Genomic DNA, 24,772 nt, shown 5'->3' with positions numbered 1-24,772 from the left:
CCGAGAGGTGCCGATTTTCGGAATTCTGCTGAGAATCCTTAGCCAGAAACGGGGCGAGTCACGCTTGATACATGCGGAGCGCGAACTGCTCTATTTCTGCTCATCCCCCGTGCCGGAAAACGCCCAGCCGCCATTGGCGAGCCGCTGTTCCCAGAGCTGGCCCAGATCCGACATCTCGCGCCGTAGCAGCCCGCCATGACGCCCCAGCCAAGCGGGGATCGACCCGAACTCGACGATGCGCGCCTTGCCGCCTTGCACGGTGACAACCGGCCAATCGCCAACCAGCGCGTTCGAGATGCCGAACATTTCATCGCCCCACCATTGCGCGGGGCCAAAGGCGTGGGTGACCTGCCCCAACTGTTTCATAGCGGCCAGAACCGAGGCAGGCGCAAGGCTGCCGGCCTTTTCCACGGCGGCCTGCCAGATTTCCAGCGTGGCGACATATTCCCAGCTGACCGCGCTCCAGCTCCCCGGAAAGCGTCTGTTATACTCCTCAAAGAACATGTCCGGCTGGTTAAAGAAGAACGCCTTTTCCCGCAGCATCGGGTCGTCGAAATCCGGGAACTGGAACAGCGTGCCTTCCATGAATTCCGCCGAGGTGCGCGCGACCAGCGCTGGGTAATTGTCCAGGGTGCAGGACACGATCTGCCCCTTGAACCCCTTGGCATACGCGTATTCCGTCATCGCATGGACCATCGGAGTATAGCTGGTAGACCAGCACAAAATATCGGGATCGCCCTCCATCATCGCATCGACGATGGCCGCCGGATCGGTCAGGTCCGGATCATAGCGGATTTCCTTGCTTAGGCCGATCCCCGCCGCCTTGAACGCCGCGCGGTAGGTGGCCAGCGACGGCAATCCCAGCGCATCGGTCTGGCTGCATATCGCCGCCGTCCTTAGCTCGGGGTGGGCCCGCGCCAGCCAATCGACGCCGGTGACGGTATAGATCGGATGCAGCTCGCTGGGCGCGATCAGCCAAGGGGTATCGGGCGACAGGTCCGAAGGCAGCAATGTCGAGGTCAGCACCTTTGATCGCATAAGGAAATCGCGCACCGGCGTGAACGTGTCGCCCCCCAGCATCATCAGCAGGGCGACGTCATGACGCTGCACCATCAGCCGCGCGCCCTCCATCGAATGATCGGGGTCATAACCGCAGTCAAACGCATGGATGCGCACCGGATGCCGCTGCCCGTCAATCAGCAGCCCACCTGCATCGTTCAGCCAATCCTCCCAGATACGCGCGCCATTGAGGCCCGGCAGACCCCAGCTTTCGACCGGGCCGCTGAGCGGGCCGAGAAAGCCGATATTGACCGTGGCCCGTGTGCCTGCATTCAGGCGGGGCAGCGCGCTGCGCACGGCGAGGCGATGGGCAAAGCTGGATTCGGTCATGACACGAAACCTACCAGCGCCCGCGCCACCCTGTCGCCCAAGATCTTTCATTGTTCCGATAAATACTCAAAAGAAAACATCCGCGCCGAAACGCGGATGCTTTCATTTTCAGTCGAAACGTCTGCTCTTAGTGAGCGTACGCCTGGATCTCGCCCGACTTCAGGCGCCCGGTGTAGGAGTTCAGCTCGCGCCGCACCAGTTTCATCAGGAAGTAGAGCGCAAAGATGTTGACCACAGCCATCGAGAAGATCGCCGCATCCGAGAAGTCAATGACCGGACCAAGGTTGGCCGCAGCGCCAATCACGATAAAGACGCAGAAGATCACCTTAAAGATCAGCTCGGATGTCTTGCCCTCGCCAAAGAGGTAGGTCCACGCCTTTAGCCCATAGTAGGACCAAGAGATCATGGTCGAGAAGGCAAAGAGTACGACCGCGATCGCCAGAACGTAGGGGAACCAGCTGATGGCCGATCCGAACGCCGCCGACGTCAGCGCGACGCCCGAGGTGTCACCGACAGTGGCGATTGCCGTACCCGCCTCGTTCAGAACAAAGAGGCCGGTTTCTGGGTTAACGATCAACTGCCCCGAAATGGTGATGACCAGCGCAGTCATCGTGCAGATCACGACCGTATCGATCAGCGGCTCCAGCAGCGACACAAAGCCTTCTGTGATCGGCTCCTTCGTGCGGACCGCAGCGTGCGCGATGGCCGCCGAGCCGACGCCGGCCTCGTTCGAGAATGCCGCCCGCTTGAAGCCCTGGATCAGCGCGCCGACAAGGCCGCCTGCCACGCCAAGGCCAGTAAAGGCACCGGCAAAGATCGCACCGAAGGCGGCGCCGATCTGGTCATAGTTCATCAAGATGATGATCAGTGAAGCACCGACATAGAGGATGCCCATAAACGGCACGACCTTTTCGGTGACGTTGGCGATGGATTTGATACCACCGATGATCACGGCGAAAACGACGCCTGCGAACACGAGGCCAGTGATCCAGCCGGGATAGTCGCCGACGATACCGGCGATTTGCGCATGGGCCTGATTGGCCTGGAACATGTTTCCGCCGCCGAGCGCACCAAGGATACAGAAGATCGAGAACATGATAGCGAGGAACCCACCACCCGGCAGGCCCAGCTCGGCAAAGCCCTTCTTCATGTAATACATCGGGCCACCGGACACGGTGCCATCGGGATATTCGTTGCGGTATTTAACGGCCAGCGTACATTCGGTGAATTTCGACGCCATGCCCAGTAGGCCCGCGAGGATCATCCAGAACGTCGCACCCGGCCCGCCGATACCCACAGCCACCGCGACGCCCGCGATATTACCGAGGCCCACGGTGCCTGATAGCGCGGTGGTCAGCGCCTGAAAGTGACTGACTTCGCCAGCGTCATTCGGGTCAGCATAATCGCCTTTGACCAGCTTGATCGCGTGGCCAAAGTATCGGAACTGAACGAAGCCAAAATAGAGGGTAAAGATCGAGGCGCCGACGACCAGCCACATCACGATCCATGGAAACGTCGTGCCGGGGAAGGGGGCAAAGATCAGGTTGACGAAGGGGCCGGTGGCGCTCGCGAACGCCTCGTTGACCTTCTGGTCTAGCGACGCGGCCTCCTGGGCCATGGCGCCCGCAGGTGCGGCGATGGCCGCAGCGGCGAGAAATGCCTTTTGTGTATAATTCATTGGGGGTGTCCCTTCTTAGCTGACGACGGTGACGGGCACGGTCGAGCTCATCACGAGGTTGGAGGTGGAGCTGCCAAACAGCCGCTGGGCAAAACCGCCCTCTGACGTGCGCGCGACGACGATCTGCTCGGCGTTCTCGTCCTTGGAAATGGCGATCAAAGTGTCGGCAACGTCGCCGTGGCGCACGACGCCGCGCGCCTTGAGACCTGCATCGGTTACCTTTTTGACCGCCGGATTGACGACACGCTCCAGCGCGGTTTCGATCTCTTCCTCGCGACGCTTATGGCGTTGCTCGTTTTCCTCGGCCGTCTGGAACGAAAAGGGCGACCATTCCACGACATAGGTCACTACCAGTTCGCAATCTCCGATCAATTCGGCAAGGCGGCTCGCGTGTGCCAATGCCCTCTCGCCTGAGGCGTGACCATCAAGGCCCACTACCAGTTTCGTCGTCATATCCTGTCTCCTCCCAGAGTTTTCTGCCCCCGCAATCGTTGCTGTCGCGCTGAGTGGACCGTCAGATGGCGCACCTTTTGCGAACAAAAACGGCGGATAGGCCGAATCGTAACAGAAAATTGCAAAAAGCGATCAATATTTGTGATGTTCGCCCATGCGCGCCGGGTGTTGGCGATGTTGCGGGTTGATAGACAGGCGCGTCGAAACCGCCTATCGCCCTTCAAACACCCACATGAGGCGCGCCCATGCAGACCAGCCAGCCGTTTTCCATCGCAGGCCACGACATCGCTCCGGGCACACGCCGCACGGTGGATATCCCCGTCAGTACGCTGTCGGATCACACGCCGGTCAACCTGTCGGTGCATGTGGTCCACGGGCGCAAGCCTGGTCCGGTGATGTTCGTCTCGGCCGCGATTCACGGTGACGAGGTGATCGGGGTCGAGATCGTGCGCCGCCTCTTGCGTGCGGGCCCGCTGAGATCGCTGGCTGGCACGCTGCTGGCCGTGCCAATCGTGAACAGCTACGGGTTCCTGAACAATGCGCGCTATCTGCCTGACCGACGCGATCTGAACCGGTGCTTTCCCGGCGGCTCTGCGGGCTCGATGGCCTCGCGCCTCGCCGATATCTTTATGCGTGAGGTAGTCTTGCGCGCCGAAATCGGGATTGATCTGCATTCCGCTGCGATCCATCGCTGCAACCTGCCACAGATCCGCCTGACGCCGGGCAATGACCGCCTTGCCGAGATGGGCCGCGCCTTTGGTGCGCCGGTGATGCTGAACTCGAAATTGCGCGAGGGATCGCTGCGCATGGCTGCCGAAGAGGCGGGCGTCGATGTGCTGCTCTATGAGGGCGGCGAGGGCCTGCGCTTTGATGAGTTGGCCGCGCGGTCAGGGATGGCGGGCATCCTGCGCGTCATGCAGACCCTCGGCATGGTCGCGCAAAAGGGCGTGCCCAAGGCGCGCACGGCCACGGTCATGTGCAGCGCGTCCCGCTGGTTTCGCGCACCTGCGGGCGGCCTCTTTCGCAGCTACCGCGCCATCGGCGATGCGGTCGAGGCAAGCACGGTGCTGGGTGCCGTCACCGATCCGTTCGGCGAGTTGGAGGTCGAGGTGATTTGCGACGAGGCCGGCATCGTCATCGGGCGCAGCAACATGCCGGTGGTCTATGAGGGCGAGGCGCTGTTTCACATCGCCAGCACGACTCGCGGAGAGTTCGCAGCCGACGGCGTCACCGCCCAGATGGACGCCGAACCGCTGTTCGACGAGGATGAGATCCTCTGAAACGCTTTAGCGCGTTTTGTGCGGGTTCTGCGGCAGCAGGAATATGGACACGATCAGCAGGCTAAAGATCAGCTCGTAGACCTCCCATTTGCGATCAACGTCCAGCACGGCGATGATCAGCGACGCAATCAGCGCGATAGCGGCATGTTTCAGCCACGGCACCGGCACGGCCATCGCATCGGCCAGCGCGGCGATACGCCCGCCTTTGGGATAGATCAGCGGTAGACCCACCAGATAGAGCAGGATGCAGATCGTCAGGACCGGACCGAACAGCGACTTGGTCAAATGCACGTCGCCGATCATCAGATTGTGCAGGTTCGTCTCATCCTGCTTGTTGTGCTGCTGGAAAAACTCGCCCGATTCCCAACCGATGATGCGCTGGCCCCACGATACTTCTTCGCCCGCCGCCATGAAAAACATTAGCCCGTAAATCCCTGTCAGCAGCGCCGCCCCCCGGCGTCCCTGTCGCCACAGCGATGCGGCATGGCGCGCCATAATGCCGCTGGCAATCAGCAGGAACAGCGCGGTGCCGTATTCCACCGGACCGTCCTCGGCGGCAAAAACAAGACTAAAGAAATCGGGCGCGAGCAGCGACAGGATCACCGTCGCGATCAGCGTAAGCACGATGACGGTCATTAGCGCTGTGTCACATTTGCGAAGCAGGGTCATGGCGCGCGTATCCTTCGAAAAAGGGGCAGGGGCATGCCCCAGCAGATAGGCGAGCGGCGCGGATGCATCAAGGCCAAACGCCAATGCCTTCCTGCCGTTAGGTAACCCTTAGGATGGTGTCGTTGCCGGACTTGCAATCGGCCAGCGAAACGCTAAGGGTAAGGGAATGTAGCAGAAACGCGCCGACAACGGGCGTGCGACGCCGCCGCCCGCATGTGGGCGCTGCGCCAAAATCAAGCGGACCAATAGAGTCCGCGATGCTACCGGGAGAGATATTAGATGGATCTAAAATGCTGAGTGTAATCCGCGTCATCGACGCCTTGAACGAGGTCGTCGGTCGCATCGTCGTGGTCGTCGCGATCATGTTCGCGGCCATCATCATATATGACGTAGTCATGCGCTACGCGTTCAATGATCCGACACGATGGGCCTTCGACGTGTCCAAACAGCTCTACGGATTTTACTTTGTGATGCTGGGCGGCTACGCGCTGCGTCACAAGGCGCATGTGCGCGTTGATATCGTCACCGAACGCTTTAGCCACCTCTGGCAGCGCATCATCGACGTGGCGGGATACGTCATCTTCTTCTTTCCCTTCACCTATGTCTTTACCACTCGCTCATGGGATTTCGCGATGAAGTCCTGGAACCAGGGCGAAGTGACCTATGGCGCGATCCAGATGCCGGTCTATCCGCTGAAAATGGCGATGTGCTTGGCCGCGGCCTTGCTGCTGGTCCAAGGTATCGCGGAGGTGCTCAAGATCATCCTCGACGTCGACACCACATCCGAGGAAGTGATCTGATGAACCCCGAACTGATCGCCCTCCTTATGTTCGGCCTGCTGGTGGCTGGCCTCTTCATGGGTCACCCGCTGGCCTTCGTGCTGGGCGGCACTGCCGTCCTGACGACCATCATCACCGGCAAGACTATGGTGTTGGGCATTGTCATCAACCGCATATTCGGCGACGTGCTGGATAATTACACGCTGATCGCCATTCCGCTCTTTGTGCTGATGGCGAGGTTCTTATCAGATTCAGGCGTTACCGACCGAATGTTTGAGGCGCTGCGCCTGTTGCTCAGCAACGTGCGCGGCGGCCTTGCGCTGGCGGTCGTGTTCATCTCGATCCTGCTGGCGGCGACCACCGGCATCATCGGCGCGTCGATCACCGTGATGGGTGTCATGGCCCTGCGCCCGATGCTGCAATACGGCTATGCGCCCACGCTGACGACAGGTGTGATCGCGGCCTCGGGCTGCCTTGGCATCCTGATCCCGCCGTCGATCATGTTGATCCTGATGGCCAGCTATTCGCCACTAACGGTCGGTGATCTGTTCGCAGGCTCGATGATCCCCGGCGTCCTGCTGGGCCTCAGCTATGCGGCCTATGTCTATATCATCTCGGTCCTTCGCCCGGACCTGGCCCCCTCGGTCGAGCCGGACGAGAAAATCAGCCGCCCCGCCCTGATCCGGATGCTGCTGATCGAGGCACTGCCGCCGCTGGTGCTGATCTTTGGCATCCTCGGCTCGCTGCTGGCGGGCATCGCCACGGCGACCGAGGCATCGGCGATCGGCGCGGGCCTTGCCCTCATGATCGTAATATCGCGCGGCCGGTTTCACTGGCGCACCTTCTACGGCGCCATGCTGGAGACGGGGCGCACCTCGGCCATGATCCTCTTTATTGTCGTCGGCGCGACGGCGTTCACGGGCGTCTTCAACATCACGGGCGGCCTGCGCGCCACGCAGGATATCATCCGCGCGCTGGATATGGAGCCTTGGCTGTTGATCACCATGATGATGGCCATCGTCTTTATCCTTGGCGCATTTCTGGACTGGACCGGCATCGTGCTGCTATCCTTTCCGATCTTTCTGCCTATCGTGCAGGAAATGCCGGATGTCAGCCTGCTGTGGTTTGTCGTCCTGATGGCCGTCGTGCTGCAAACATCGTTCCTGACGCCACCATTCGGATACGCACTATTCTACCTGCGCGCCATCGCGCCAAAGGAAGTGCGCACCGGCCATATCATCCGCGGGGTCATGCCGTTCATCGGCCTGATCGTGCTGATGTGTATCCTCGTCGCCGCCTTTCCGCCGCTGGTGGAATGGCTGCCGAGCGTTCTCTACGCAAAATAAAATGCTACCATTAAAGGGAGAGTAAGCATGACTGTTAAACTGACACTTCTGGCCGCCGCCGCCAGCACCGCGATCGCGGGGCAGGCACTGGCGCAGGAAAGCTGGACCATGACGACCACATGGCCCTCGTCGCTGGAACTGATCGAGACGGACAAGCATTTCGTTGACCTCGCGAACAAGCTGACCACTGGCGAGCTGACCATCGAATTCTTTGAGGGCGGATCACTGGTGCCTGCGGGCGAGGTGTTCGGCGCGGTCGAATCCGGCACCGTTCAGGCCGGCGCTGACTGGCCGGGCTATTGGGCTGGCCGTGACGCGGCGTTTTCCGCGCTGGCAACGACGCCGTCGCTGTTCAACGCTGTCGATTACGCCAACTGGATTCAGCAGTGGGGCGGCGCGGACCTCTATAACGAGATCTACGGCAATTACGGCATGGTCTATCTGCCCTACGGCATCACCAACAACGAATCCGGCTTCCGCTCGAACGAGCCGATCCGCAACCTCGCCGACCTTCAGGGCAAGCGTCTGCGCCTCTCGGGCCTTGAGCAGGGCAAACTGCTGGAGCGTCTGGGCGGTAGCCAAGTTTCCATGGCGGGCGGCGAAATCTATCAATCGCTTGAGCGCGGCGTGATCGACGGCGCCGAATTCTCGACCCCCAACGTTGACTGGTCGGGCGGCTTTCAGCAGGTCACCAAATACTGGGCGACACCGGGCTGGCACCAGTCGGCGTCGGTATTTGGCGTGATGATCAACAAGGCATCGTGGGACGCCCTCAGCGATGAGACCCGCGAGAAACTGCAAATCGCGGCGGACGCCACGATGATGTGGTCGCTGGCCTTCACCGAAAAGCGCGCGACCGAAGCCTACGCCAAGTTCGACGAAGCGGTCGAGATCAACCGCTACGACGACGAGACGCTGGCAAAAGTGCAGGAAATGGCCAACGAGGTCATCATCGAGGTCGCCTGCGAGAACCCCAACTCGGCCAAGGTCTATGTGTCGATGCTGGAATATCTGGACGACTACGCCCAGTGGCGTGACGCGTCGGCCCCGTTCAATCTGGGACGGACACCGAACGGACCGGACGTGCAGACGATTAAAGACTGCATGTAAGGTTTGCGGGTTTAGGTTGAAGTGATGGAGGGCCCCCGCTGATTGGCGGGGGCTTTTTGCCTCAACGGGCTTCTTTTTGGGAGTTAAGCTCTTGTAAACGCCCGTGTTACATTGCCGCGCTCGACGATAACATGCTGGATTTACTCGAGGATTCTTGACTAGCAGTTGATTGTGATATAAAGAAGGGGAGAGCCTAAGCCCTCCCCCCGCGACTTCACCATATTATTGGCGAAGGGTGCCAGCGCGACACACCATACCTGGGCATGGTTCATTCACCTCCTTCCCCGCCGCTGTGCAGGGCAGGGTCTGCCACCCGAGAGGGCGTTGGTGAGAATCCAGGCATGGTCATTCGACCCGCCTGATATGAAGAGGTTGCAGCCTCTTCGATTTCTGAGCCGCCCTCGGGCGGCTCATTCTCTTTGACCTCTTCTCTTTGAAGGTGCCAAGTTTTTCCAACAAGTTTAACGGCGCCCTCATTCTTCAAACGAGACAATTGAGGACTGAAGCTGGAGCGCAAAATATCAGTGCGCCCCCACTCAGATGCAAAATACTCAATCAGTTGCGCGGCGGTTGCGCCGTTCTTGTAGTGTTCTGACAATGCCTTGATCGTCAACTCTTTCATTGTAAGACCTGATAGTGAAGGGACTGCGGAGCTTGCCTCTCCCTGAGACTCTAGACTTTGAGTTTTTGAAGGCGAGGTTGACCCTGCAACTTCGATGGCTGCAAGGGCGCGCCTTGCATCTTCAAGGTCTTTTCTCAAAGGGGCAATTGTTGCCTCATGCTTATCAATCTCACGCTGAAGGCGTTTGACTGCTTGAAGCAAAAATTCATGGACAGAATCATTCATACGAGACTTGTAGCTCAAATTTGCGCGGAGCGCAACGAAAAGCAACGACTTAGACGCGGGAACTCTTTTTGGCGCTTTGCTTTCCATATGTGAGACTTATTGGCGCAACTGAAACGCAACGAATATGTTGCGTTTCCGGCGGTCCCCAAAACAAAAAACCGCCGAAGCCAACGCTCAGAGGGCCCTTCAAATCTCAAACGTCTCGGTCAAGACTGCATCAAAGCGATGACTCACATCGTCCCTTCGCGCCCCAGCTTCTCCTCCAGAGCACGAAGCCCCTGATCGACATTATCCCCCCGCACACTAACCTGCATCTGGTGTCACCACCTTCCAAGTTAAATTTTCAAAATTGCAGGAAGAGCCCCCTATAGCAAAGCACGCCCAAAATGTCTAGTATGGGCCCATCAGGAGGACCCCATGCAGAACGCCGAAATCATAGCCAAAATGCTGGATGCCGCCGCCGCCCACGTGCCCTTTGAAGGGTGGAGCCATGCGGCCTTTGTCGCCTCTGCCCGCGACGCCGGGATTGACCCCACCATCGCCCGCGCCGCCCTGCCGCGCGGGGCCGTTGATCTGGCGCTGGCCTATCACACCGCAGGCGACGCTGCGATGCTGGGCCGACTGGCGCAGGCGGATCTGGGCGACATGCGTTTCCGCGACCGGATCGCCGCCGCCGTGCGCTATCGGCTGGAGGCGGGCGAGCGTGAAATGGTCCGCCGTGGCACGACCCTGTTCGCGCTGCCACAGCACACCGCCGACGGTGCGCGAGCGATCTGGGGCACAGCCGATCGCATCTGGACCGCGCTTGGCGACACCTCTGACGACATCAATTGGTACACCAAACGCGCGACGCTATCGGGCGTTTATGGCTCGACCGTCCTATACTGGCTGGGCGATGACAGCCCCGGCAATGTGGCGACGTGGGAATTCCTAGACCGGCGCATCGACGACGTCATGCAGATTGAGAAAATCAAGGCCAAGGCCAAAGACAACAAGCTGGCCAGCGCCCTGATGGCCGGGCCGATGGCGATCCTGAGCCATGTCCGCGCGCCCAAATCACGCAGCGACCTGCCCGGCCACTGGCCCCCAAATTCCTGAAGGAGCCCCCATGAGCGAGACAATGCAAGCCGTCGAGATCACCGAGGCGGGCGGGCCGGAGGTTCTGAAACTGACGACCCGCCCCCGGCCGCAACCGCGCGCGGGCGAGGTGGTGATCCGCGTCGCTTATGCAGGCGTCAACCGCCCGGATGCGCTGCAACGCGCCGGCGCCTACAACCCGCCCCCCGGCGCCAGCGACCTGCCCGGCCTCGAGGCGTCGGGCGAGGTTTCGGCCATCGGCGACGGCGTCAGCGACTGGAGCGTCGGCGACAAGGTCTGCGCCCTCCTGCCCGGCGGCGGTTACGCCGAATACGTCGCCACGCCTGCCGCGCATTGCCTGCCAATCCCCGACGGCATGGGCATGGCCGAGGCCGCCTGCCTGCCCGAGACGTACTTCACCGTCTGGTCCAATGTGTTCCAGCGTGGCGGTTTGCAGGCGGGTGAACAATTCCTCGTGCATGGCGGCTCGTCCGGGATCGGCACGACGGCGATCCAGCTGGCGCATGTGCTGGGCGCGCGCGTCTTTGCCACCGCCGGAACAGATGAGAAGTGCGCGAAATGTGTTGAGCTGGGTGCCGAGCGGGCGATCAACTACCGCGATGAGGATTTCGTCGAGATCCTGCGCGCAGAGGGCGGCGCGAACCTGATCCTAGACATGGTGGGCGGCGACTATATCCCGCGCAACGTGCGTGCGCTGGCGGATGATGGGCGGCTGGTGCAAATTGCCTTTCTCAGCGGACCCAAAGTCGAGCTGAACTTTGCCCATGTCATGATGCGCCGCCTGACGATCACCGGCAGCACCCTGCGCCCCCAAAGCGATCTGGCCAAGGCCCGCATCGCCGACGCACTGCGTCGCGACGTCTGGCCGCTGCTGGCCGCGGCCCGCGTGGGGCCAGTGATGGACAGCACCTATCCGCTGGCCGACGCCGCCAAGGCGCACGCGCATATGGAGAGTAGTACGCATATCGGCAAGATCGTCCTGAAGGTCGGCTAGATGGGCCTTGGCGCAGTGCAAATCGCCGTTCTGGCGCTGGGTGTGCTTAGTCTGGGGCTGAGCGCGCTGGCGATTACGCGCGATGCGGCGTTGTCTTGGGAATGGGCTGTGCCTGTGCCTCTGGAGCAGGGCGGTGCGCCATTGTTCGAGACCGTGCTCGATTATACCGCTGAGACGGGCGTCGCTCACTCGCCCGCCGTGATCCTGAACGGGACCGGCGCCAGTATCCTGTGGTTTGCCGGCTCGCAAGAGGCGCAGGCGGATGTCGATATCGTTGGCGCCGATATCCCTGCGGACGGCACGGTGTCCAACATACGCCCGCGCCTAACCCGCAGTGGGCTAGCGGACGCGTTTGAGCCGCGCCAACTGGTCGTGACGCTGGGCAATACCGTGCAAAACGACGGCGCAAAGGACGCGCTTTATACCACTGCTGTGTCGGTGGGCGGCTGGGCCATGGCGTCGGTCGCGGATGTGCGGATGGGGCCGGACGGGCCGCTCAGCGCGCGCAAGCTGAACCTGTCGCCGCTGCTCAACCGTTCGTTTCTGGTCAAGTCGCCGATGGTCGCCTACGCAGATGGCAGCCACGCATTGCCCGCTTATTTCGAGATGGGCGCGACCTACGGCGCGTTGGTGCGGCTGGACGGGCGGGGCCGCGTGCGCGACATGCGTCGGATGCCCGGCCGGATGAAGGCGATCCAGCCGATGATCGTGCCACTGGACGGCGCGCGCGCGGTCGCGTTCCTGCGCAATTTCGACAGCGGCTCTCGCCGGTTGCTGATCAGCCGAACCAATGACGGCGGACGCACGTGGGATGCGGTGAGCGAGACGGATATTGCAAATCCCAGCGCGCCAGTCGCGGCGCTGGGCATCGGCGATGGTGCGATCCTGATGGCCGTCAATGACGACGCAAGCGATGGCGGCATCCTGAACCTGACGCTGAGCGAGGATGGCGGCGACACATGGCGCCATCTGAAAATGCTCGAGAGTGGTGCGGGCGATGCACGCTATCCAATGATGCGCGCGTTGCCGGACGGGCGGATCATGCTGGCCTATAGCACAGCGGCCAAGCGGGGAATTCGTGCGCATGTGTTCAATCTGGCTTGGGCGTTGGCGCGATGATCGGCGCGCTGAGCGTCCTTTGGCTGGCGTCGCTGCTGGGTTGGCTCGCGTTCGCGCTGCTTGGCTTTGGCATGCAGCCGCAGATGGCCGTGCCTCTGGGGCTGATCTTTGGCCTTGGTTGTGCGTTCCTGCTGCGCGATACCGTGCCGCTGCGCGGTATTGTTGCGCTGCTTGGGCCGGTGGGGGCGGTGCTGCCGTTCATCATCCTGCGCCAGATGACGGCGCATCTGGGCGTGCCGGTCCAACCTTTTGGCAGTGTCGAATTGCTGGTCTTTCTGGTGCTTTACACTGCGTTTCTCGCCAGCGCAGCGGGGGTAATGCCTGTCGATGTTTATCGGCTGGGCTATGCGCCGATCCCGGTGGCACTGATGGTGCTGACGCTTTGTGCATATGGCTTTGCGCAGGGGATGGTCTTCGTCCCGTTGTTGGCGGTGACGGGGCAGGCGATGTGGTTGGCGGGCTGGGGCAGCAGTAATTATTTCGATCACGTGCTGCACCCGGCGCTGGCACCGGCAGTGGCGGTAGTGCTGGTGTTGCGTCTGTTTTAAAGGCGGCTGGGTCCCGTAAATCCTGAGAATTTCCAGCCCCAAAAGGCGCGCGCGTCAGATGTTCCGCAACTCCGCATCCAAGGCGTCGCCACTGGCAGCGCGGGCGCTGGACGCGGCCGAGATCAGCGCGTAGGCGGCTGGCGTCAGAAACAGGGTAAAGGCGGCGGCAAGGCCCAGACCGCCAAAGACGACCCAACCGATGGCGGCGCGCGCCTCGGCCCCCGGCCCGGTGCCCAGGATCAGGGGCAGGCCAGCCATGACTGTGCAGATCAGCGTCATCGAAATCGGGCGCAGCCGTGCCTTGGCCGCCTGAAGTGCCGCCTCGGGGGCGGTGGCGCCACGATCGCGCAACTGGTCGGCAAATTCGACCAGCAGGATGCCATTCTTGGCCATGACGCCGATCAGCATCAGCACACCGATCTGGCTGTAGATGTTGATCGTCGTGCCTGTCAGCAAAAGCGCGTAGATCGCCGCGCAGAGGCCGAAGGGCACAGTCGTCATCACCACTAGCGCGCTGGTCAGGCTTTCGAATTGCGCCAGCAGGACCAGAAAGACCACGACCAGAGCGATGATGTAGGTGGCGGTGAGGGCGCTCGACGTTTCATCGAGCGACGCCGCCTCGCCGAGCAATATGAGGCCGATGGCGTCGGGCAACTCAGTGTCCGCCAGCGCACGCGTGTCGTTGATGACGTCGCGCAGGGGCGTCTCCGGCGCGATGGAGGCGCTAATTTCGATCGCGCGGCGCTGGGCGTGGCGGTCCAATTCGGCGGCGACACCGTTTTCGCTAAAGCTGACCAATTGGCTGAGCGGGACCAGCGCACCGCTGGCCCCGCGCACGTAGAGGTTCAGCAGGTCCGCAGGGTCACGCACGGCGCCGGCGCTGGATTGCAGGATGATTGGCACGGCCTCATCCTCGATCGTCAGTTCCGCGATCTCGTCCTCGTCGATCAAGGCGCGCAGCGTGGTCGACAGGGCCGACATCTCGACCCCCAGATCGGAGGCGCGGGCGCGGTCCACCAGCACGTTCAGCTGGGGCTGCGTCGCCTGATATTGCACGCGGATATCCGACAGGCCCGCAACGCCTTCCATCGCCTCGGCAAAATCGAATGCCGTTTCGGCGATCTGCGTGTGGGATGGCCCTGTCAGCGCGATGCTAAGCCCCCCCGCCGAGCCGCGCAGCCCAAGGCTGTTGCCACTAAAAATGCGCCCCTGCGCGCCAGCCAGATTATCCAGTTGATCGCGAATTTTCGCCTCGATCTCGGCCTGTGATATGGTGCGCCTGTCCCATGGCACAAGGCGCAGACCGATGCTGCCACGATTGAGGTCATAGCGCCCCGTGATGGAATAGAGACCCTGCGCAAGACCCTCAGTGACGAAGGGCTGCATCATCACCTCGACGCGCTCGACCTGTCGATCGGTGTAGGCGAGGCCGGTCCCGTCCGGCCCCTGTATCCAGACCGAGATTTCGCCGCGATCCTCCTCAGGCAGCAGCTCTTCGCCAAGCTGGCCATAGACCAGCGCGGCAGTTCCGGCCAACAGCGAGGCGGCGACCAGCGTGACCAGCGGGGCGCGGATCATAGGCGTGATAAGCGCGGCGTAGGCATCCGCCAGCCAACCGCCAAGGCGCGCCAAGGGGCCGGTGGAGCCGCCCATGTCACCGCTGAGCGAGGCTAGCATCGGGCACATCGTCAGTGCGACAAAGGATGAAATCGCGACCGTGACGGCCAGAACGAAACCGAATTCGGTAAAGAGCCTGCCTGCGTCGCTGGGCAGGAACGAGATTGGGACGAAAACCGCGATCAGCGTCGCCGTGGTGGCGATAACGGCAAAGAACACCTCGCGCGCGCCGATGGCGGCGGCGGCGCGGGGGCCCAGCCCCTGTTGCCGCTTGCGTTGGATGTTCTCGGTCACGACGATGGCATCGTCGACGACAAGGCCGGTTGCCAGCACCAGCGACAACAGCGTGATCAGGTTGATCGAAAAACCCATCAGCCAGATCGCCGCCAGCGATCCGGTCAGCGCTATGGGGATCGTGATGGCCGGAATCAGGACCGTGCGCAGCTTGCCAAAGAACAGCCAGATGACCGCGATCACGATCAGTAGAGCAAAGGCCAGCGATTTGCCGACCTCTTTTATCGAACCCTTGATGAAGATTGCGCTGTCAGAGGTTATCTGAAACCCCAGCTCGTCAAAGCGCAGGCGCAACCGCTCGATTGCGCGGCGCACGTCGTCCGAGATTTGGACTGTGTTCGATTGCGCCTGTCGCACGATGCCGAGGTTCAGAACCATCCGCCCGTCCAGCCGCGCGACACTGTTCGCCGTCGCAAGGCCGAAATAGACATCTGCCACATCGCCGAGGCGCACAGAGCCGCGCACCTTTAGTTCTCTGATGCGATCGGGGTCGGTGACGGTCGCGTCCGCACGCACCAGCACCTCCAGATCGTCCGCGCCAAAGCTGCCCACCGGCACGTCGAACTGCGCCGCGCGCAGCGTTTGCGCCACCTCGTCGATGGACAGACCAAAGGCGGCGAGGCGCTCGGGCGCGACCTCGACCCGCAAGACGCGCTGGCGGTCGCCAAAGACGACGACTTCGGCCACGCCCGGCACGGCGGTGAACTCAGGGATGATGGCGTCCTCGACCAGCCGGGTCAGTTGGTCGATGGGGCGTGCTTCGCTCCAAATCGCGACGTTCAGGATCGGATTGGCGTCCTGCTCGGATTTGACGACATAGAGGTCCTCGACGCCATCCGGCAATCGCCGCTCAATGCGCGCGACGGCCTCGCGCACGTCGCTGGCCGCCGTGTCCAGATCGCGCGAGGCGCTGAATTCGACGCTCATCCTGAAATTGCCCTCTTCTGACGAGGTGCGCACCGAGGTGACGCCCGCCACCCGTGCCACCGCGCCCTCGACCAGCGCGGCGACCTCGGCGTCGAGCGTCGTGGGGGAGGCACCGGGATAGTTGGCGCGCACCGACACGACGGGGCGGTCAATATCGGGCAATTCGCGGATTTCGACGCCCCAGAGCGCACCGATCCCGGCGATGACGATCAGCAGGTTCATCACGGCGGCCAGCCAAGGACGCCGGACGCTGAGTGCGCTGATGCCGCCAGTGTCGCTCATGTTGCGCCGGGCGCGGGGCTGTTGAGTACGTCGACCGCGCGGCCCGGCCGCATTCGTTGCAGCCCTTCGACGACGATGCGCTGGCCCTCGGTCAGCGGGGCGTCGACGATGACCGATCCGCCCCGTCGGCGGATCAGACGCACCTCGACCGGCTGGACACGCCCCTCGTCATCGACGCGCCAGACCTGCGCCGTGCCGCCCGAGAACTGCAGCGCCAACTCGGGCAGGATGGGATAACGCGCGCCGGGCAGGTCCAGCGTCACGGTGAACGATGCACCGGGGCGCAGCACGTCGGGATCGTTCGGGATCGCGGCGCGCACGCGGGCTGTCCGGCTGGTGGCGGCGACGCGGCTGTCGATGGCGGTGATCGTGCCGTTCAAATTGCCTGCGTCGGTGCTGGGCGAGGTGGCGCGCACACTCATGCCCACACTGGTACGGGGCAGCAACGCCTCAGGCAGGTCGAACTCGACCAGAATCTGGCTGCGGTCGTCAAAACTGGCGATCTGGTCCCCAAGGGTGATCCGGTCGCCCACTTCAACCGCCGCCAGCCCCGCGATCCCGTCAAAGGGCGCGCGCAGCACGCGATCATCCAGATCGGCGCGGGCGCGGTCAAGCTCGATCTCGGCGATGCGAAAGGCGGTCATCGCGTCCTCGAACCGCGCCGCAGTGGTCGTGCCGGTATCGCGCAGGCCACTATAGCGCTTCTGCTCGGAGGCCGCGCGCTCTTGCCGCGCCTCGGCCAATGCGACCGCCAGCCGCTGGTCGGTATCGTCGAGGCGCATCAGTACGTCGCCCGCGTCAAAGCGGCGGCCGGGCGCAACCTCCAGCGCGGTGATTTCACCGCCCGCCGGTGCGCGCAGCGTGACCGAGCGCAGGGCATAGCCGGTGCCAACGGCGGCGAAGGACAGGCTGTCCTCGGCCAGCGCCACCTCGGCGACGAGGACCGGAACGCCCGCGTCGTCGCTGGGCTGCGTGCTTTGCGTGGCCTCCTCCTGCGCCGGTTGCCACAGCGCAGACAGGTCGTCGCGAAAATGCCACGCGCCCGCCGCCGCCGCGATCAGCGCAGCGCTGAGAATGAGCTGCTTCCAGAGTGGTGTTTTGTCCATGGGCTTTCGGATCAGGCGCTGAGGGTCGGGGTGATGCTGTTTTAGCACAATAGCTCGCGATACGCGCACGTCATGCCCTTATTTATGCCCCACGCCCACGAAAAACGCCGCCGGAGCGTATCCGGCGGCGTTATCAAGATCATGAAATGAGCGGCGCTTATGCGACCAGCGCACCCTTGGCTTGCTCGACGATCGCGGCAAATGCCGCAGGCTCGTGTACGGCCAGATCGGCCAGAACCTTGCGATCGACCTCGACACCGGCCAGCGCCAGACCGTTGATGAAGCGGCTGTATGTCAGCGCCTCGTCATGGCTGCGCACAGCGGCGTTGATCCGCTGGATCCACAGCGCGCGGAAGCTGCGCTTGCGGTTCTTGCGGTCGCGCGTGGCGTACTGGTTTGCTTTGTCGACGGCCTGCGCGGCTACCTTGAAGGTGTTCTTGCGGCGACCATAATAGCCTTTGGCTGCCTTGATGACTTTCTTGTGACGGGCGTGCGTGACGACGCCACCTTTTACTCTCGACATATCAAATCCTCCTTAGCGCGCGTAGGGCATCATTGGCTTGATGATCTGCTCATCAGCCTTTGAAAGCGTTGTGGTACCGCGTGCATTACGGATGAATTTGTTGCTGCGCTTGATCATGCCGTGCTGTTTGCCAGCCTGACCTGCGATAATCCGGCCCGTGGCCGAGATCTTGAACCGCTTTTTGCAGCTCGACTTTGTCTTCATCTTGGGCATTTCCGGCTCCTTTTTGGTGGTCGGTCGGACGCGCTACTCGGCATGCCACTCAGGGCCGGACGCGCGGGTGAAGTTCGCCTTTTAGGGGCGATGGGCGATGCACGCAAGGGGCAAAGCCGCTGCTACTGGGTGAATTGGCCTACCACCCGCACGAAGGCCTTGGGTACGTCGGTCAGGCTGTAGCCGCTGGGCTTTTTCTGGACCGCCCAGATCACGAGGCATCCCGCCGTGATCAGCACCAACGCCGCGACGCGGGGCGGGCGCCGCTCGGACAGGGCCGAGACGATGGCGGGGATCGAAAATATCCCCAGAACGACGCCCAACACCAAAATCTGATCGCTAGTCATGTTCCATCACCCACACCAATTCAATCACTCACACAAAAAACTGTCCTCATCCTAACTTGGATCTGTGGCATAGATCAAACTTTCCTGACAAGGGGCGACGCGCAGGATGTTCGTTGTGCCCGGCACGTTGAAGGGCACGCCCGCCGTTACAACGATTTGATCCAGCGTCGTTGCGTAGCCCTGAGTGCGCGCCGCGCGCGCCGCATTGATAACCGCCTGTTTGAAACGGTCCAGCTCGGGCGTCATCACGCAGTTCACCCCCCAGCTCAGCGCGAGGCGCCGCGCAGTGCCGCGCTGCGATGTCATGGCGATGATCGGCACACGCGGGCGCTCGCGTGCAGTCAGAAGGGCGGTGGTACCGGACTGGGTAAAGCAGCAGATTGCCTTGATGTCCGTCGTCTCGGCGATCTCGCGGGCGGCGGCGACGATACCGTCGGCCACCGTGGTGCGGGTAGCGATGCGCGACGCCTCGATGATCTGCGTATAGGTCGGATCGCTCTCGACCTCGCGCGCGACGTTGTCCATCGTCGTCACGGCCTCTATCGGGTATAGTCCAGCCGCCGATTCCGCCGACAGCATGATCGCGTCGGCACCTTCGTAGATCGCGGTAGCCACATCGCTGACCTCGGCGCGGGTGGGCACGGGCGATTCGATCATCGATTCCAGCATCTGCGTGGCGACGATCACCGGCTTGGCCGCCGCGCGGCAGGCCCGCACGAGGCGTTTCTGGATGGGCGGCACGTTCTGCACCGGCAATTCGACCCCCAGATCGCCGCGCGCGACCATGATCCCGTCGGACGCGGCGAGAATGCCATTGAACCGCGTCACTGCCGATGGTTTTTCGATCTTGCTGAGGATCGCGGCGCGCCCCTGTGCCAGTTCGCGCGCCTCGGTCACGTCCTCGGGCCGCTGCACAAAGCTGAGCGCCAGCCAGTCGACCCCCAATTGGCAGACGAACTCCAGATCCTTGCGATCCTTTTCCGACAGCGCGGCCAGGGGCAGCTCCACATCCGGTACGTTCACGCCCTTGCGGTTGCTGATCGTGCCGCCGACGATCACCTCGCAATTGGCAAAATCCTTGGCGCAATCGGTAACTTTCAGGCGGATCTTACCGTCATTGACCAACAGGGACGCGCCGGGCTTGAGGGCTGCGAAAATCTCGGGGTGGGGCAGGCAGACGCGGGTGGAATCGCCCTCGGCCTCGTCCAGGTCGAGGCGAAAGGGCGCGCCCGGCTCCAGCTCTTCTTCGCCGTTGGCGAACACGCCGACGCGCAGTTTCGGCCCTTGCAGGTCGGCAAGGATGCAGATCGGGCTGTCCAGATCCTTTTCCACCTGACGGATGATGCGGTGCTTTTCGCGGATCTCGTCATGCTGTCCATGGCTCATGTTGAGGCGAAACACGTCTGCGCCGGCCTCATGCAGGGCGCGGATCATGTCATAGGTTTCCGAGGCGGGGCCAAGGGTGGCGACGATCTTGACGTTGCGATGGCGTCTCATTTATGAAACTTCCTATATTCAAAGGGCGGTACCAGAGCGGATGAAGCGTTATCGCTAACATACTGCCATTCTTTCGCTCCGGGGCAAAGGGGCGAAAAGGATGTTTACGGATCATGACATATAATCCGTTCGTTATCGACGGGGCAGGCCGCGCTGGTCGCTGGGTGGTGCTGTGCGACCACGCGTCGAACATCGTCCCGGATTTCGTGAACGGCGGGGCCTTGGGCGTCAGCGCCAACGATATGGCCCGCCACATCGCCTATGATCCCGGCACCGAGGGCGTCAGCCGCGCGCTGGCCGAGGCGCTGGACGGGCCGGCGGTCCTGTCGCGCTTTTCGCGCCTTGTGATCGACCCGAACCGGGACGAGGACGATCCGACGCTGATCATGCAACTATACGACGGCACGATCATTCCCGGAAATCGCGGCATTTCTGATCTGGATACGGGTGAGCGGCTGAGGCGCTGTTACCGCCCGTATCATAGCGCGGCCCAGCAGGTTCTGGCGGACCGCGCAGGCCCGGTGCTGGTGTCGGTCCACAGCTTTACCCCGCAGCTAAAGGGCCGCCCGCCGCGCCCGTGGCAGGTCGGCGTGCTCTATTCCACCGACACGCGCCTGAGTGATCCGCTGATGGCGCGTCTGAGGGCCGAGCCGGACCTGAGCGTCGGCGACAACCAGCCCTATACCGGCCATCTGCCCGGCGACACCATCGCGCGCCATGCCATTGCACATGGCCGGCCCAACGTGCTGATTGAGCTGCGCAATGACCTGATCGAAACCGAAGCGCAGCAGCGCGCATGGGCCCAGCGTCTTGCTCCAATGCTGGTGGAAACGCTGGCCCGCGAAGGGCTGTAGAAAGGGAGGCGCAATGCCGCATATCGTGATCGAACACTCCAAAGGCGCGGCCTCGGACGCGGCCCTGCACGCTCTTTGCGTTACGATCTTTGATGCGCTGGCCGCGCATCCGGCGATCCCCAAGCCCGAGACGCTGAAACTGCGTACGATCGAGGCAGGCGCGCATCTGCTGGGCACCAAGGGCCAGAGTTTTGCCCATGCGACCTTGCGCCTCTTGCCCGGACGGGATGCAGACACCAAATCTGAATTGACGCAGGTGATACTTGGCGTGATGGCTGAGCGGCTGGGCGAAGTGCATAGCCTGTCGGTGGACCTCGCCGATCTGGACCCCGCCTATGCCAAGCGCGTGTTGCCCGACTAACCGGGCCCCGATTGAAACAGGAGAGAGATCATGGACGATATAGACGAACGCACACAGATCGAACTGGAGGCCGCCGCCTTTCGCACCCTGCGCGAACATCTGATGGAAAAACGCACGGACGTGCAAAACATCGACCTGATGAACCTTGCCGGGTTTTGCCGCAATTGCCTGAGCCGCTGGTATCAGGAGGCCGCCAACGCGCGCGACATCGACATGACCAAGGACGAGGCGCGCCAGATTTTTTACGGCATGACGATGGACGAATGGAAGGCGCAGCATCAAACCGATGCAAGCCCGGACCAACAGGACGCGTTCAAGAAATCATTTGCCGAAAATGTCGAAAAGAAGGGCTGAGATAACAGTCGGACCGCTTGGTACAGGCGGTCCGACTGTAGATTTAAACCAAGAAGATGCCTAGCTGACGCTCAAATGGCGGATTTCAGGCTTTCCTCAAGGTAAATCTCGCGCAGGCGCTTGGCGACAGGGCCGGGCGCGCCATCGCCCATCTTTTCACCGTCAATCTCGACCACCGGCGTCACGAACCCACTGGCGGAGGTAAAGAAAGCCTCATCCGCATTCAGCGCCTCATCAAGGGTAAAGCTACGCTCTTCGACCTCCATCTGTGCCTCGCGGGCGAAACGCAGCACGGCGGCGCGGGTGATGCCGTGAAGGATGTCGTTCGACAGCGCGCGAGTCACGATGCGCCCGTCCTTGACGATATAGGCGTTATTCGACGTGCCTTCGGTGACATAGCCATCCTCGACCATCCACGCATCGTCGGCGCCAGCTTGCTGCGCCATCATCTTGGCCATCGAAGGATAGAGTAGCTGCACCGTCTTGATGTCGCGGCGCCCCCAGCGCATGTCGGGCACCGCAATGACCCGCGCGCCGCGCTTGGCGAGGGGCGAGTCAACCAGATCGGGCTTGGCCTGCGTGAACAGAACTACCGTCGGTGGCGTATCCGCAGGCGGATAATGGAAATCACGGTCGCCCGGATTGCCGCGCGTGACCTGAAGGTAGATCAGACCGTCACCGATGTCGTTGCGCGCCACCAGTTCGCGGTGAATCTCCAACAGGTCATCGAATGCGGCAGGCTGGATCATGCTCATCTCGCTCAACGATCGCGCCAGCCGGATCTTGTGGCTCTCGAAATCGATCAGCTTTCCACCCAGAACACTGGTCACCTCATAGACGCCGTCCGACATCAGGAACCCGCGGTCAAAGATCGAAATCTTGGCCTCGTCCTCTGGCAGATACTCGCCGTTCACATAAACTGTGCGCATTGTCATTATCCCCAAAGTTCCGGCGCGGGGGGATGCACCCCGGCGCTGTCGAATATCAACGGTGTTTCGCGGTCCTCAGCCAGCAGCAGTGGCCCGTCGAGGTCGGTTATCATCGCGCCCTGCGCCACCAACGTGGCAGGTGCCATGGCCAGAGAGCTGCCAATCATGCAGCCAACCATCACGCGATAGCCCTGATCCAATGCGGCGCGGCGCAACTCCAGCGCCTCGGTCAGTCCGCCGGTCTTGTCCAGTTTGATATTCACGACGTCATATTTGCCCTTGAGCGCGGCCAGACTGGCGCGATCATGGCAGCTTTCGTCGGCGCAAACCGGGACGGGCCGCTTCATGCCCAGCAATGCGTCATCCTCGCCTGCGGGCAACGGCTGCTCGACCAGCGCGACACCGAGGCGCACCAGATGCGGCGCAAGGTCTGCATAAACTTCGGCGCTCCAGCCCTCATTTGCGTCAACGATGATCGTGGATTTAGGTGCGCCCGCACGCACGGCTTCCAGCCGGGCCATGTCATCGGGCGTGCCCAGCTTGATCTTGAGCAGTGGGCGATGCGCATGTTCCGACGCTTGCGCTTGCATCGCCTCGGGCGTGTCCAGCGACAGGGTGTAGGCGGTGATTTCGGGTCCCGGCGCTGGCAGACCGGCCAGTTCCCAAACACGGCGACCCGCGCGCTTGGCCTCCAGATCCCACAGCGCACAGTCCAGCGCATTGCGCGCGGCACCAGCGGCCAGCGCACTCAGCGCCGCGCGGTCCGTCACCGACGCGCCCTCGATCTGCGCCGCCACGCTGTCCAGTGTTTCGCCATAGCGGGCATAGGGCACACACTCACCGCGCCCCTGATGAACGCCGTCGCTTACCGTTACCGTCAGCACCTGCGCCTCGGTCCGCGAGCCGCGGCTGATGGTAAACACCTGCGCCAGCTTAAACACATCGCGCGTCACCGAAACCTGCATCCACCCCGCCTTTCATTGTTCCAAAAATACTCAAATCCCGGCGCCCTTTACCCCGCACCGGTCATAGGTTCAGAGTGCTGCCAGCGCATCCACCAGCACACCCGCGCCAAAGCGGTAGGGATCGGTGGCAGGTAGATCCATCCGCTGCGACACCTCGGCCAAATAGGCGCGCGCGTCGTCCTCGGACATGTGCTGCGTGTTGACGGAAATGCCGATCACCTTGCAGTCCGAATTCCCGACCTGCGCCAGCGGCAGGGCAATGTCGCGCAACGTCTCAAGCGTGGGCAGGCTATAGCCCGGCAGGCCGCGCATATGTTCGCGCGTTGGTTCGTGGCACAGGATCAGCGCGTCTGGCTGCCCGCCATGGATCAGCGCCAGCGTAACGCCGGAGTAAGAGACGTGAAACAGGCTGCCTTGCCCCTCGATGATGTCCCAATGATCGGGATCATTGTCGGGCGTCAGATATTCGATCGACCCGGCCATGAAATCAGCGACCACCGCGTCCAGAGGCACGCCGCCGCCGGTGATCAGAATGCCGGTCTGCCCGGTGGCGCGAAAGGTGGCCTTCATGCCGCGCTCGGTCATGTCGCGCTCAATCGCCATAGCGGTATACATCTTGCCGACCGAACAATCGGTCCCGACCGGGAGGCACCGCTTGCCCGTCCGCTTTTCGCCAGTCGCGATGGGATATTGCACCGACGGAATGCGCACGTCGTGCAGGATGCGTCCATGTTTCTTGGCGGCGGTGACCAGATCGGCCTCATTGCGCAGCAGGTTGTGCAACCCGCTGGCCAGATCATAGCCCATGCCGAGCGCGGCGATCAGCAGATCTTTCCACTTGGTCGAGATGACGCCGCCGCGGTTGGCAACGCCGATGACCAGCGTCTTGGCGCCTGCTGCTTTCGCTTCGGCCAGAGTCATATCGGTCAGGCCCAGATTGGCGCCGCAGCCGGGCAGGCGGATCTGGGCCACCGCGTTTTCAGGGCGCCAGTCGCGAATACCGATAGCGACCTTGGCAGCCAGCATGTCGGGCGCGTCGCCCAGAAACAATAGATACGGCGTCTCGATCATGACAGATGTCCTTGGCAGTTCAGGGGCCGGCTGGCCCGCGCTGATGGATTCGGCGAGTCGAAGCCTCTTTACGCAAATTTAGCGGCCTTAACATGGAAAATCATGCCGGATAGCAGCGTTGA

At 62.3% G+C, this 24,772-nt stretch carries 25 protein-coding genes; 11 read left to right on the top strand and 14 right to left on the bottom strand.

Annotated elements, in window-relative coordinates:
* Positions 1–90: 90 nt before the first annotated feature.
* From U3654_RS12785 to U3654_RS12775, 3 genes are all read right to left on the bottom strand, one after another.
* Complete coding sequence (locus U3654_RS12785; RefSeq protein ID WP_324751936.1) at positions 91–1,389, bottom strand: ABC transporter substrate-binding protein; 1,299 nt, start codon at positions 1,387–1,389, stop codon at positions 91–93.
* A gap of 127 nt (positions 1,390–1,516) precedes the next feature.
* A complete protein-coding gene (locus tag U3654_RS12780) occupies positions 1,517–3,067 on the bottom strand; it encodes an alanine/glycine:cation symporter family protein (RefSeq protein ID WP_324751935.1) in 1,551 nt (516 codons plus the stop codon).
* Between the two features lie 15 nt (positions 3,068–3,082).
* Positions 3,083–3,520, bottom strand: coding sequence for a universal stress protein (locus U3654_RS12775; RefSeq protein ID WP_324751934.1), 438 nt, complete (start codon positions 3,518–3,520; stop codon positions 3,083–3,085).
* A gap of 245 nt (positions 3,521–3,765) precedes the next feature.
* On the opposite strand from U3654_RS12775, the gene U3654_RS12770 reads away from it, so the two are divergent.
* Positions 3,766–4,800: a succinylglutamate desuccinylase/aspartoacylase family protein gene (locus U3654_RS12770; RefSeq protein WP_324751933.1), complete on the top strand. Its 1,035-nt coding sequence runs from the start codon at positions 3,766–3,768 to the stop codon at positions 4,798–4,800.
* Positions 4,801–4,806: 6 nt separating this feature from the next.
* Here the strand turns inward: U3654_RS12770 and U3654_RS12765 are convergent, their stop codons facing one another.
* Positions 4,807–5,469, bottom strand: coding sequence for a hypothetical protein (locus tag U3654_RS12765; protein ID WP_324751932.1), 663 nt, complete (start codon positions 5,467–5,469; stop codon positions 4,807–4,809).
* A 290-nt stretch (positions 5,470–5,759) separates the two neighbouring features.
* Between U3654_RS12765 and U3654_RS12760 the strand changes: the two genes are divergently transcribed.
* The 3 genes from U3654_RS12760 to dctP are packed head-to-tail and all read left to right on the top strand — an operon-like array spanning position 5,760 to position 8,704.
* A complete protein-coding gene (locus U3654_RS12760) occupies positions 5,760–6,269 on the top strand; it encodes a TRAP transporter small permease subunit (protein WP_324751931.1) in 510 nt (169 codons plus the stop codon).
* On the top strand, positions 6,269–7,594 hold the full coding sequence (locus U3654_RS12755) for a TRAP transporter large permease subunit (protein ID WP_324751930.1): 1,326 nt from the start codon (positions 6,269–6,271) through the stop codon (positions 7,592–7,594). Before U3654_RS12760 ends, U3654_RS12755 begins: the two co-directional genes overlap by 1 nt.
* A gap of 27 nt (positions 7,595–7,621) precedes the next feature.
* On the top strand, positions 7,622–8,704 hold the full coding sequence (dctP, locus tag U3654_RS12750) for a TRAP transporter substrate-binding protein DctP (protein WP_324751929.1): 1,083 nt from the start codon (positions 7,622–7,624) through the stop codon (positions 8,702–8,704).
* 268 nt (positions 8,705–8,972) lie between these two features.
* Here dctP and U3654_RS12745 read toward each other — a convergent pair whose 3' ends face one another.
* Entirely contained in the window at positions 8,973–9,638 is a 666-nt protein-coding gene (locus tag U3654_RS12745; protein ID WP_324751928.1) for a hypothetical protein, read from the bottom strand.
* 330 nt (positions 9,639–9,968) lie between these two features.
* On the opposite strand from U3654_RS12745, the gene U3654_RS12740 reads away from it, so the two are divergent.
* Genes U3654_RS12740 through U3654_RS12725 form a run of 4 tightly spaced genes read left to right on the top strand, consistent with a single transcriptional unit; the run spans position 9,969 to position 13,310 of the window.
* Complete coding sequence (locus U3654_RS12740; protein WP_324751927.1) at positions 9,969–10,649, top strand: COQ9 family protein; 681 nt, start codon at positions 9,969–9,971, stop codon at positions 10,647–10,649.
* A 10-nt stretch (positions 10,650–10,659) separates the two neighbouring features.
* The gene (locus U3654_RS12735) at positions 10,660–11,643 is read left to right on the top strand and encodes an NAD(P)H-quinone oxidoreductase (protein ID WP_324751926.1); all 984 of its coding nucleotides are present in this window, start codon (positions 10,660–10,662) and stop codon (positions 11,641–11,643) included.
* Entirely contained in the window at positions 11,644–12,762 is a 1,119-nt protein-coding gene (locus U3654_RS12730; RefSeq protein ID WP_324751925.1) for an exo-alpha-sialidase, read from the top strand. It begins immediately after the preceding gene.
* Positions 12,759–13,310: a hypothetical protein gene (locus U3654_RS12725; RefSeq protein ID WP_324751924.1), complete on the top strand. Its 552-nt coding sequence runs from the start codon at positions 12,759–12,761 to the stop codon at positions 13,308–13,310. The genes U3654_RS12730 and U3654_RS12725 overlap by 4 nt, the downstream gene beginning before the upstream one ends.
* 54 nt (positions 13,311–13,364) lie before the next feature.
* Here U3654_RS12725 and U3654_RS12720 read toward each other — a convergent pair whose 3' ends face one another.
* From U3654_RS12720 to pyk, 6 genes are all read right to left on the bottom strand, one after another.
* Positions 13,365–16,430 (bottom strand): efflux RND transporter permease subunit, encoded by a 3,066-nt coding sequence (locus U3654_RS12720; RefSeq protein WP_324751923.1) that lies wholly within the window; start codon positions 16,428–16,430, stop codon positions 13,365–13,367.
* Positions 16,427–17,536 (bottom strand): efflux RND transporter periplasmic adaptor subunit, encoded by a 1,110-nt coding sequence (locus U3654_RS12715; protein WP_324751922.1) that lies wholly within the window; start codon positions 17,534–17,536, stop codon positions 16,427–16,429. Before U3654_RS12715 ends, U3654_RS12720 begins: the two co-directional genes overlap by 4 nt.
* A 157-nt stretch (positions 17,537–17,693) precedes the next feature.
* Complete coding sequence (gene rplT, locus U3654_RS12710; RefSeq protein WP_324751921.1) at positions 17,694–18,059, bottom strand: 50S ribosomal protein L20; 366 nt, start codon at positions 18,057–18,059, stop codon at positions 17,694–17,696.
* A 12-nt stretch (positions 18,060–18,071) separates the two neighbouring features.
* Complete coding sequence (rpmI, locus tag U3654_RS12705; RefSeq protein ID WP_324751920.1) at positions 18,072–18,272, bottom strand: 50S ribosomal protein L35; 201 nt, start codon at positions 18,270–18,272, stop codon at positions 18,072–18,074.
* A 122-nt stretch (positions 18,273–18,394) separates the two neighbouring features.
* Positions 18,395–18,619 (bottom strand): hypothetical protein, encoded by a 225-nt coding sequence (locus U3654_RS12700; RefSeq protein ID WP_324751919.1) that lies wholly within the window; start codon positions 18,617–18,619, stop codon positions 18,395–18,397.
* Between the two features lie 51 nt (positions 18,620–18,670).
* Complete coding sequence (gene pyk / locus U3654_RS12695) at positions 18,671–20,116, bottom strand: pyruvate kinase (RefSeq protein ID WP_324751918.1); 1,446 nt, start codon at positions 20,114–20,116, stop codon at positions 18,671–18,673.
* 113 nt (positions 20,117–20,229) lie between these two features.
* Here pyk and U3654_RS12690 point away from each other — a divergent pair, with 113 nt between their 5' ends.
* From U3654_RS12690 to U3654_RS12680, 3 genes are read left to right on the top strand one after another with little or no spacing between them, the layout of a single operon-like run.
* Positions 20,230–20,970 (top strand): N-formylglutamate amidohydrolase, encoded by a 741-nt coding sequence (locus U3654_RS12690; protein WP_324751917.1) that lies wholly within the window; start codon positions 20,230–20,232, stop codon positions 20,968–20,970.
* 13 nt (positions 20,971–20,983) lie between these two features.
* A complete protein-coding gene (locus tag U3654_RS12685) occupies positions 20,984–21,331 on the top strand; it encodes a 5-carboxymethyl-2-hydroxymuconate isomerase (protein WP_324751916.1) in 348 nt (115 codons plus the stop codon).
* Between the two features lie 30 nt (positions 21,332–21,361).
* Positions 21,362–21,685, top strand: a complete 324-nt coding sequence (locus U3654_RS12680) for a DUF1244 domain-containing protein (protein WP_324751915.1) — start codon at positions 21,362–21,364, stop codon at positions 21,683–21,685.
* Between the two features lie 71 nt (positions 21,686–21,756).
* Here U3654_RS12680 and U3654_RS12675 read toward each other — a convergent pair whose 3' ends face one another.
* The 3 genes from U3654_RS12675 to dgcN all read right to left on the bottom strand — a co-directional run bounded on the left by U3654_RS12675 (position 21,757) and on the right by dgcN (position 24,650).
* Positions 21,757–22,620 (bottom strand): D-amino-acid transaminase, encoded by an 864-nt coding sequence (locus tag U3654_RS12675; protein WP_324751914.1) that lies wholly within the window; start codon positions 22,618–22,620, stop codon positions 21,757–21,759.
* The gene (gene dgcA, locus U3654_RS12670; protein WP_324751913.1) at positions 22,620–23,579 is read right to left on the bottom strand and encodes an N-acetyl-D-Glu racemase DgcA; all 960 of its coding nucleotides are present in this window, start codon (positions 23,577–23,579) and stop codon (positions 22,620–22,622) included. Before dgcA ends, U3654_RS12675 begins: the two co-directional genes overlap by 1 nt.
* Before the next feature lie 69 nt (positions 23,580–23,648).
* Positions 23,649–24,650: an N-acetyltransferase DgcN gene (gene dgcN, locus U3654_RS12665; RefSeq protein WP_324751912.1), complete on the bottom strand. Its 1,002-nt coding sequence runs from the start codon at positions 24,648–24,650 to the stop codon at positions 23,649–23,651.
* Positions 24,651–24,772 lie beyond the last annotated feature (122 nt).

It is taken from the genome of Roseovarius sp. Pro17, assembly GCF_035599575.1.
Taxonomy (GTDB): domain Bacteria; phylum Pseudomonadota; class Alphaproteobacteria; order Rhodobacterales; family Rhodobacteraceae; genus Roseovarius.
Note: the sequence above shows the minus strand (reverse complement) of the source record. Positions and strands in the feature narration are given on the sequence as shown.

Coding starts and splice junctions, on each gene's coding strand:
- U3654_RS12690 (WP_324751917.1), top strand. CDS start 20,230: ATGACATATAATCCGTTCGTTATCGACGGGGCAGGCCGCGCTGGTCGC.
- rpmI (WP_324751920.1), bottom strand. CDS start 18,272: ATGCCCAAGATGAAGACAAAGTCGAGCTGCAAAAAGCGGTTCAAGATC.
- U3654_RS12740 (WP_324751927.1), top strand. CDS start 9,969: ATGCAGAACGCCGAAATCATAGCCAAAATGCTGGATGCCGCCGCCGCC.
- U3654_RS12735 (WP_324751926.1), top strand. CDS start 10,660: ATGAGCGAGACAATGCAAGCCGTCGAGATCACCGAGGCGGGCGGGCCG.
- U3654_RS12780 (WP_324751935.1), bottom strand. CDS start 3,067: ATGAATTATACACAAAAGGCATTTCTCGCCGCTGCGGCCATCGCCGCA.
- U3654_RS12770 (WP_324751933.1), top strand. CDS start 3,766: ATGCAGACCAGCCAGCCGTTTTCCATCGCAGGCCACGACATCGCTCCG.
- U3654_RS12765 (WP_324751932.1), bottom strand. CDS start 5,469: ATGACCCTGCTTCGCAAATGTGACACAGCGCTAATGACCGTCATCGTG.
- U3654_RS12730 (WP_324751925.1), top strand. CDS start 11,644: ATGGGCCTTGGCGCAGTGCAAATCGCCGTTCTGGCGCTGGGTGTGCTT.
- U3654_RS12685 (WP_324751916.1), top strand. CDS start 20,984: ATGCCGCATATCGTGATCGAACACTCCAAAGGCGCGGCCTCGGACGCG.
- rplT (WP_324751921.1), bottom strand. CDS start 18,059: ATGTCGAGAGTAAAAGGTGGCGTCGTCACGCACGCCCGTCACAAGAAA.
- U3654_RS12760 (WP_324751931.1), top strand. CDS start 5,760: ATGCTGAGTGTAATCCGCGTCATCGACGCCTTGAACGAGGTCGTCGGT.
- U3654_RS12725 (WP_324751924.1), top strand. CDS start 12,759: ATGATCGGCGCGCTGAGCGTCCTTTGGCTGGCGTCGCTGCTGGGTTGG.
- U3654_RS12680 (WP_324751915.1), top strand. CDS start 21,362: ATGGACGATATAGACGAACGCACACAGATCGAACTGGAGGCCGCCGCC.
- U3654_RS12745 (WP_324751928.1), bottom strand. CDS start 9,638: ATGGAAAGCAAAGCGCCAAAAAGAGTTCCCGCGTCTAAGTCGTTGCTT.
- U3654_RS12720 (WP_324751923.1), bottom strand. CDS start 16,430: ATGAGCGACACTGGCGGCATCAGCGCACTCAGCGTCCGGCGTCCTTGG.
- dgcA (WP_324751913.1), bottom strand. CDS start 23,579: ATGCAGGTTTCGGTGACGCGCGATGTGTTTAAGCTGGCGCAGGTGTTT.
- U3654_RS12755 (WP_324751930.1), top strand. CDS start 6,269: ATGAACCCCGAACTGATCGCCCTCCTTATGTTCGGCCTGCTGGTGGCT.
- U3654_RS12675 (WP_324751914.1), bottom strand. CDS start 22,620: ATGACAATGCGCACAGTTTATGTGAACGGCGAGTATCTGCCAGAGGAC.
- U3654_RS12715 (WP_324751922.1), bottom strand. CDS start 17,536: ATGGACAAAACACCACTCTGGAAGCAGCTCATTCTCAGCGCTGCGCTG.
- U3654_RS12700 (WP_324751919.1), bottom strand. CDS start 18,619: ATGACTAGCGATCAGATTTTGGTGTTGGGCGTCGTTCTGGGGATATTT.
- U3654_RS12775 (WP_324751934.1), bottom strand. CDS start 3,520: ATGACGACGAAACTGGTAGTGGGCCTTGATGGTCACGCCTCAGGCGAG.
- pyk (WP_324751918.1), bottom strand. CDS start 20,116: ATGAGACGCCATCGCAACGTCAAGATCGTCGCCACCCTTGGCCCCGCC.
- dctP (WP_324751929.1), top strand. CDS start 7,622: ATGACTGTTAAACTGACACTTCTGGCCGCCGCCGCCAGCACCGCGATC.
- U3654_RS12785 (WP_324751936.1), bottom strand. CDS start 1,389: ATGACCGAATCCAGCTTTGCCCATCGCCTCGCCGTGCGCAGCGCGCTG.
- dgcN (WP_324751912.1), bottom strand. CDS start 24,650: ATGATCGAGACGCCGTATCTATTGTTTCTGGGCGACGCGCCCGACATG.